The 255-nt window shown below is 67.5% G+C and carries 1 pseudogene; it reads right to left on the minus strand.

Features of this window, described 5'->3' with window-relative positions:
• Positions 1 to 255 (minus strand): annotated as a pseudogene (locus H3H36_RS27945) (group II intron reverse transcriptase/maturase); the annotation flags it as partial.

Below are 255 nucleotides of genomic sequence, written 5' to 3' on the forward strand. Positions count from 1 at the left end.
CCAGTATGGGTTGCAGCACCTGTAGCAGTGCCTGTTGGATCAGCCTGTCCGTCACCGTCGGAATGCCAAGCTCGCGCTCGCCACCGTCGGGTTTCGGTATCGTCACCCGACGCACCGGACTGGGCCGGTACGTCCCCGCCAGCAGTCGCGCGCGTATCCCCGGCCAAGCCAGCACCAGATGGCGGGACGTTTGGTCGATGTCCAGACCATCCACCCCGGCCGCGCCCTTGTTGCGGCGCACACGCTGCATCGCCC

The organism is Rugamonas fusca (assembly GCF_014042365.1).
Lineage (GTDB): Bacteria > Pseudomonadota > Gammaproteobacteria > Burkholderiales > Burkholderiaceae_D > Rugamonas > Rugamonas fusca.